The 7,149-nt window shown below is 72.1% G+C and carries 8 protein-coding genes and 1 pseudogene; 4 read left to right on the forward strand and 5 right to left on the reverse strand.

Annotated features, from left to right (window positions below; translation table 11 throughout):
• On the reverse strand, positions 1-350 hold a 350-nt coding region (locus ACWD3D_RS31095), incomplete at its 3' end, for a hypothetical protein (protein WP_451464088.1).
• Positions 351-655: 305 nt separating this feature from the next.
• Between ACWD3D_RS31095 and ACWD3D_RS31100 the strand changes: the two genes are divergently transcribed.
• Complete coding sequence (locus ACWD3D_RS31100) at positions 656-1,693, forward strand: hydrolase (protein ID WP_451464089.1); 1,038 nt, start codon at positions 656-658, stop codon at positions 1,691-1,693.
• Positions 1,694-1,786: 93 nt separating this feature from the next.
• On the opposite strand, the gene ACWD3D_RS31105 is transcribed toward ACWD3D_RS31100, so the two are convergent.
• Positions 1,787-2,353, reverse strand: a complete 567-nt coding sequence (locus tag ACWD3D_RS31105) for an NADPH-dependent FMN reductase (RefSeq protein WP_451464090.1) — start codon at positions 2,351-2,353, stop codon at positions 1,787-1,789.
• Positions 2,354-2,480: 127 nt separating this feature from the next.
• Between ACWD3D_RS31105 and ACWD3D_RS31110 the strand changes: the two genes are divergently transcribed.
• Complete coding sequence (locus ACWD3D_RS31110) at positions 2,481-3,122, forward strand: TetR/AcrR family transcriptional regulator (RefSeq protein ID WP_451464091.1); 642 nt, start codon at positions 2,481-2,483, stop codon at positions 3,120-3,122.
• Positions 3,123-3,243: 121 nt separating this feature from the next.
• Here ACWD3D_RS31110 and ACWD3D_RS31115 read toward each other — a convergent pair whose 3' ends face one another.
• The 3 genes from ACWD3D_RS31115 to ACWD3D_RS31125 form a co-directional block, all read right to left on the reverse strand.
• On the reverse strand, positions 3,244-3,675 hold the full coding sequence (locus ACWD3D_RS31115) for an ATP-binding protein (protein WP_451464092.1): 432 nt from the start codon (positions 3,673-3,675) through the stop codon (positions 3,244-3,246).
• A gap of 64 nt (positions 3,676-3,739) precedes the next feature.
• Complete coding sequence (locus ACWD3D_RS31120) at positions 3,740-4,102, reverse strand: STAS domain-containing protein (protein WP_451464093.1); 363 nt, start codon at positions 4,100-4,102, stop codon at positions 3,740-3,742.
• Between the two features lie 108 nt (positions 4,103-4,210).
• Positions 4,211-4,561, reverse strand: a complete 351-nt coding sequence (locus ACWD3D_RS31125; RefSeq protein WP_451464094.1) for a hypothetical protein — start codon at positions 4,559-4,561, stop codon at positions 4,211-4,213.
• A 246-nt stretch (positions 4,562-4,807) separates the two neighbouring features.
• Between ACWD3D_RS31125 and ACWD3D_RS31130 the strand changes: the two genes are divergently transcribed.
• The gene (locus ACWD3D_RS31130; RefSeq protein ID WP_451464095.1) at positions 4,808-6,448 is read left to right on the forward strand and encodes a PP2C family protein-serine/threonine phosphatase; all 1,641 of its coding nucleotides are present in this window, start codon (positions 4,808-4,810) and stop codon (positions 6,446-6,448) included.
• Positions 6,445-7,077: pseudogene (locus tag ACWD3D_RS31135) on the forward strand (cobalamin B12-binding domain-containing protein); the annotation flags it as partial. The gene ACWD3D_RS31130 and the pseudogene ACWD3D_RS31135, both read left to right, overlap by 4 nt.
• Positions 7,078-7,149: the final 72 nt, after the last annotated feature.

The raw sequence follows: 7,149 nt of genomic DNA on the forward strand, positions 1-7,149 counted from the left end.
GGCGAAGCCGCCCCGTCGGCGGGCCGGGTCGCGGCTCCGGTGGGCCGCGGGGACGCGTCAGGGGGCGCGTGGCCGCCCGGGGCGGCTGTCGCGGGCTCCCCGGCGTCGAAGGGCAGCAGCTGCGAGGGCGACAGGGAGAGGCCGCCCATGAAGGCGAGTCCGAGCACGGCCGCGTAGGAGACGACGGCGAGACCGAGCACGGCTCCGGCCCGGCGCAGCAGCCGGGCCCGGCGCCCCGAGGCGTCGACGAACACGGGCCCCTCGACCGGCTTGTGCCGTGCGGGACCCGCGTGCCTGCGGCGGCGGCCGTGCGGCGTCGGGGTTTTCTGGGAAGCGGTGTCGGCATGCATGAGCGCATGGTGGCGGGCGCCGATGTGCGCTCCGTGGCAGAACCCTGGGCGCGTCCTGTGCGACGGCCCGCAAGCTGTCGGGTCGCTGAGAGTCCGGCCCTGCCACCGACGCCCCGCGGACGCTCGACTCCCTTTGTCCGTACGGCGATCGGCGCGCGCGGTGACCGCACTCGACCGCCGGATGTGAGATGCGCCGGTTCTGGCGGGGGCCGGACCGTGAGAGGTTTGCGAGGAATGCCGCCCCTTTCGTCACCCGGCCCGGGGCACCCAGGGCCGTATCCGGTTCAAGAGAGCAGGTGCCCGTCATGCGTGGAACACCATCCGTGTGCGGCACGTCGAAGCGTGTCACGGCGTCGCTCGCCGGTCTGGCCGCCCTCGTGCTGGCCTGTGCCGGATGCGCCACCGGCACGGTCGCCGACCAGAGCGCCAACGCGCCCGCACCGCCGAGTGGTTCGACGGAAGCCGCCGACGGGCCCGCCTACGCCCCCTACGTCAGTGCCACCACCGCCTCGGACACCGACGGGGCGGGTTCCCCCGACACGTACAACCTCGCCTTCGTCGTCGCCGACGACGGCGGCTGCACTCCGAGCTGGGGCGGCAGCGCGGCGGCCGACGACGCGGCGGTGCTCGCACGGGTCGCCGCGCTCACCACGTCCGGGGCGGACGTGCGGGTCTCCTTCGGCGGTGCCGCCGGTACCGAACTGGCCCGCGCCTGCGGCAGCGCCCAGGAGCTCGCGGACGCGTACGCCGAGGTGCTGGACGCGGTCGGCGCGGACAAGGCGGACTTCGACATCGAGGGGAGCACCCTCACCGACAAGGCGTCCGTGGTGCGCCGCGACCGGGCGATCCGGCTGCTCCAGAAGTCCCGGGACCTGGACGTCACCTACACCCTGCCGGTGATGCCGGACGGCCTGGAAGCCAGCGCTCTGGCGCTGCTGGACGACGCCGTCACCGAGGGCGTCGGTCTCTCGGCGGTCAACGTCATGGCGATGAACTACAGCGAGTCCCACACCGGGGACATGGGGCAGTACGCACAGCGGGCGGCCCGCGCCGCGCACGCCCAGCTGGCGAAAGCGCTGGACCTCGACTCCGCCGAGGCGTGGAAAGCCCTGCACCTCACCGTGATGGCCGGCGTCAACGACGTGGCGGGGGAGACCTTCACCCTGGCCGACGCGTCCGCCCTGCGGACCTTCGCCGGGAAGCGGGGAGTGGGAGCGCTCTCGCTGTGGGCCACTTTCCGTGACCGGGCGTGTGCCGGAGCGGACACGACGGTGGCCGACGACTCCTGCAGCGGCGTCGAGCAGGAGGACGGCGCGTTCGGTGAGGCGCTCGGGGGAGAGTGAGGCGGGCACCCGTTCGTCCCGGAAAGTCCGGGACACGACGTGAGGCGCCGCCCCGCCGGAGCGGGACGGCGCCTCAGGGCCGTATCAGTGTGCTCAGACGGTCTGCGGCTCGGCGGTGGCGGCCTTCGCCAGCTCGGCGAGAACGGCGGTCAGCTGCTGCGCGACCTCTTCGTCGTCGGCCGGGTGCGTCTCGGCGAAGCGGACGACGGAGCCGGGCACGGAGAGCTTGACCTCTTCCAGTACGGAACCACCGGCGATGCCGACGGCCTTGCGGGCGTCGTCCTGGGCCCACACGCCACCGAACTGGCCGTAGGCGGTGCCGACCACGGCGACCGGCTTGCCGGTGAACGCGCCGCCGCCGAAGGGACGGGAGTACCAGTCGATCGCGTTCTTCAGGACGGCCGGGATGGTGCCGTTGTACTCGGGGGAGAAGAGGAGGAAGGCGTCGGCGCCGGCGGCGGCCTCACGCAGCTTCGCGGCGACGGCCGGAAGCTTGCCCTCGACGTCGATGTCCTCGTTGTAGAAGGGCAGGTCGGCGATCTCGTCCTGGATCACGACCTCCACGCCCTCGGGGGCCAGCTTCACGGCGGCCTCGGCCAGCTGACGGTTGTGCGAACCGGAACGGAGGCTGCCGACGAGTGCGACGATGCGAGTGGACATGGGGGTCTCCTGTGAAAAGTGCCGGGGACGGTGGCGGAAAGATAAAACCGGACCGTGGTCCGGTAATGGGTATAGCACGCGAAGCGGACCGCGGTCCACTTCGCCCGGATGGAGTTAGGCTGGTGCGATGACCGCGCAGACCGGATCCGAAGAGGCACCCTCCGCCCGCCCTGTCATGCTGCTGCCCCTGGCCGGTCATGAGCCCCAGGAGCGCGCCGACGCCGCCCGCAACCGAATCCGCCTGCTGGAAGCCGCGTCCCGGCTGGTCCGCGAGGTGGGTGCCGATCACGTCACCATGGAGGCCGTCGCCACCGCGGCGCAGGTGGGCAAGGGAACCGTCTTCCGCCGCTTCGGCGACCGGGTCGGCCTGATGAACGCGCTCATCGACCACGCCGAGAAGGAATTCCAGAACGCGGTCATCTGCGGCCCGCCCCCGCTGGGCCCCGGCGCGCCCGCGCTGGAGCGGCTGGAGGCGTTCGGCGTCCACACGATCCGCCACATGATGAAGTACGTCGATCTGTACGTGGAGGCGGACAACTGCCCGACCCGCCGCTACAGCGCACCCGCCCGGACGGTACGGGCCACCCACGTCACCGATCTGCTCCGGCGGGCCGGCGCGACGGGCGACGTGGAGCTGCTGACCCAGGTACTGCTCGCCTATCTGGACCCCTCGTTCCTCAACCACCACCGCAACGGCCGATGTTTCTCCGCCGAGCGCGTCGAGGACGGCTGGAAGGACCTGGTGGCCCGGGTCACGCACCGCTGCTGATCCGCCGGAGACGCCCGGCACGCCCGGCGGCCTCGGCGTGGACAGTGTCCTTTGCGCGGACGGCGTCCTTTGTGCGGACGGTGGTCCAGGAACGCGCCGCGGCCCCCGCGCGCGCAGCGGCTCAGAACAGAGTGATGAGCACGCTGATCTTCTTGCCGTGCGCCTGCCGGGTGATCGTGACCCGCTTCGAGAGCCGCCGTACCAGCGGCCATCCGTAGCCTCCGACCCGTACGGTGTCGGGGATCGTCGCCACGGTCCGCGGCTCCAGGGGACTGGCGTCCGCGACGTCCAGCAGCAGCCCCTCACCGCTGAGCCGGGCACTGAACCCGGTGAGTCCGCCCCCGTGACGGATGGCGTTCGTGACGAGCTCCGAGGTCACCAGCATCGCGTCCGAGATGACCACGTCGTCCGGGTCCATGCCCCCCAGCGTGCAGAACTGCTCGTTCAGCAACTCGCGCACGAGGGCGCGCGCGGCGGCGGCGTCGCCGGGCAGGGACAGTTCCGTGCCGACGGGTCCGCTCTCCTCGCGGCCCACCGGATGTTCCCTGCTCACGTACTCCTCCGCCCCCTGTGACACGGCACCGTCGGGGCGACGGGCCGTGCGTGTCGTGCCGGCTTCAGCATGTGGCCGCCTCTTCCACGCTCATCGCCATGGCGAAGGCGTCCGCTGTGCCGGTGACCTCGAACAAGCGGCGTACGGCGATGCGGAAAGGGCCCGCGAGCACCAGTCTCACGCCGGCGCGCTCATGGCGTGCGCGCGCGTCGAGCAGGGTGTGCAGCACCGCGGAGTCCGCGAATTCCGTCTCCGACAGGTCCACCACAGTACGTTCTTTCCCCTCGCGCAACGCCGTGCCGAGAGCTTCGGCCAACTCGGGCGCTCCGGAATTCTCGTCGGCTTCGCCCTGTACCCGGACAAGGGAAAAACCTTCAGCCCGGACCAGGAACGCCGTACCCCTGGCAGGTCTCTTGTGTCCGGTCATTTCACTGATGGTGCTTCACCCCGGGGACGTACGAATGGACGGAAGCGGAATGCCGTGTCCGGTCCCGGGTGGCCGTCCGCACCCGGGACCGGACATGTGCGCTCCGTCTCACGGAGTCAGGATTCCGGCGTAATAGGCGCCGAGGAGCGTCAGATATGCCGGATCGTTGGTGTCCTGGTCGCGGGCGAACCGCGGAGCATCCTTCACCTGCTCCTTCGTGCAGAGCAGGGTGATGACCCGGCGTTCGGAATCCACCCCCGCGACCATACCCATGGGAATGGCGGCACTGCGACCGAATTTCCAATGACCGGTGTCGACGACGAGATGGTCGAATTCCGGCACGAGGGAACGGCGGTCCACCGTTCCGAGGGTGTCGTCGGAAGCCTCCACCGAGAACTCGGTCGGGTCCGCCTCGGCCAGCACTTCCAGGGCCACGGGGCCGCTCCAGACATCTCTCACGTTGTCGCCTTTCCGTCCGCCCGCCGATTCGCGCGGGTCACATCGACCGCTTTCCCCGCGTGCCGAAACTCACACAGGGAGAACCGCGCGCGCGAGGAAGAGGCCCGGCTCCTCGCCCCTGCGGGGCGCCGCAGGCCATGACGGGTTGCCAGGAGGCCCCCGGGTGGAGGAGTGTTGCCGGGGGGCAATGATTCTGTCGTCGAGTTGATGAGGTGAGGGGTTCGCGCAGCGGGCCTTCTTCGTTTGGTGACTTCCGCACACCGGGCGCCTGCCGCCCGTGCGAGCGTTCCGGCCGAACCGGTCTGGAACAACGCTCCCTGTCCCGCCCTGGTGGTGGGACCGAGAGGAGCCGTCGAGCGGGCCAATGACGCCGCGGCCGTCCTGTTCCCCGAGGCCCGCCCGGGGACACCCCTGACGGACGCCGTTCCGTCCTGGCTGGCGGACGCGCATCTCGTCCGGCGGGCCGGGGAGGACCCGGCCACGGCCACCGGACCCGTCGGTGACCGGAGCTTCGAGGCGCACCCGGCCGGTCAGGACGACGGCGCGGTGGTGTGGTGGCTGGTGGACGACACCGACCGGCTGCGCGCCACCGAGGCGCTGCGCGGGGAACGCGAGCGCACCGCCTTCCTGACCGAGGCGTCCAACCGGCTGCTGTCCTCGCTCAATCTGGACAAATGTGCCGAAGTGACCGCCCAGTTGGCCGCCGCGCACCTCGCGGACGCCGCTCTGGTGGTCGCCCCGTCCGTCGGCGGCACGCTGATCGCCCGGTGCGCCGGGGACGGTGCCCCGACGCTCACCCGGGAACGGGTCGACCCGGACGCGGTGCCCGGCCTCGCCGAGGCGCTCCAGGGGTTCCCGCCCGTGCCGTCGCGGTGGATGGACCCGGCTCTCGCGCCGTCCTGGGTGGTGCCGCAGGACATGGGCGAAGTGGGCTCCATCGTGGTCACCCCGCTGCCCGGCCACGGTGTCCCGGCCGGGGCGCTCATCCTGCTCCGCCGGGGCGAGCACCACGCGTTCAGCCGGAACGAGGAGACCTTCGCCCGGCTGTTCGCGGCCCGGGCGGGCGCGGCGATGTCCGCCGCGCGCATGTACGCCGAACAGGCATCGATCACCGAGACCCTGATGCGAGAACTCCTGCCCCCGGTCCTCCACCAGGTCTCCGGGGTGGAGTTCGCCGGCGGCTACCGGGCCTCGCGCGACACCGAGCGGGTGGGCGGCGACTTCTACGACGTGCACCCGGCGGCGGTCGAGGGCGAACCCTCCCTCGCCGTGCTCGGGGACGTGTGCGGCAAGGGCCTGAACGCTGCCGTGCTGACCGGGAAGATCCGTAACACCCTGCACGCGCTGCTGCCGATGGCCGACGACCACCAGCGGATGATCGACCTCCTCAACGGCGCGCTCCTCAACTCCCACCACGCCCGGTTCGCCACTCTCGTGCTCGCCTCCGCGGTGCGGGACTCCTCCTGCGTACGGCTGCGGCTGACCAGCGCCGGGCACGCCGCCCCGCTGATCGTCCGCGCGGACGGAGAGGTGGAGGAAGCCGCCACCCGGGGCACCCTGGTCGGCGCGCTCCCGGAGGCCAGGGCCGAGACGGTGGAGGCCGTTCTCGCGCCGGGGGAGAGCTGCGTGCTGTTCACCGACGGGATCACCGAGGCCAGGGGCGGGCCTCTGGGGGACACCCTCTTCGGCGAGGACCGGCTGAGGGACGCGCTGTCCCGGTGCGGAGGGATGCCCGCCGAGGCCATCGTCGAGCACGTCCAGATGCTCGCCTCGCAGTGGGTCGGCGCCGGACGCCACGACGACATGGCCGTCGTGGTCATCGCCGCCCCCCGCACCCACCACCTCAGCGCGGTGGACGGTCACACCCGGGGCAGGTTCACCGCATGAGTACGCACATCCGCCAGGCACCGGACCACCCGCTGACACGACTCCGGGACGGACTGTGGGAAGCCGTCATGGAGGGCGACGAACACACCGCCACCGGCCTCGTGCTGGACGCCCTCCACGACGGCGTGGACGCCGAGAGCGTGCTGCTGGACGTCGTCGTGCCCGTCCAGGGCCGGATCGGCGTGGAGTGGGCCGCCAACCGCATCACCGTCGCCCAGGAGCACGCGGCCACCGCGATCAACGACCGGGTCGTCGGCGCCGTCTCCCGGAGCGGCGAGGCACACGCCGCCCGTACGGCCGCCGTGGCTGCCGCGCCCGCCGCGTCCGGCCGGGTCACCGTCGCCTGCGTCGACGGCGAGTGGCACGCCCTGCCGGCCCGCATCCTCGCCGAGGTACTGACCCTGCGCGGCAGACGGGTCGACTACCTGGGAGCCCAGGTCCCCACCGCGCACCTGATCGCCCATCTGCACCGGACCGGTGCCACCGCCGTGGCCCTCTCCGCCTCCCTGGCCACCCGGCTGCCCGCCGCCCACACCGCGATCACCGCCTGCCAGGCGACGGGTACCCCGGTTCTGGCCGGCGGGGCGGCGTTCGGTGCGGACGGCCGGTACGCGCGCATGCTCGGTGCGCGCCGCCCTCACGGGTGAGGGCACGGCCGAGGCCACGCTGGCCATCACGCCGGACAAGGCGTTGCTGACCAG

Source organism: Streptomyces sp. NPDC002690 (genome assembly GCF_053592415.1).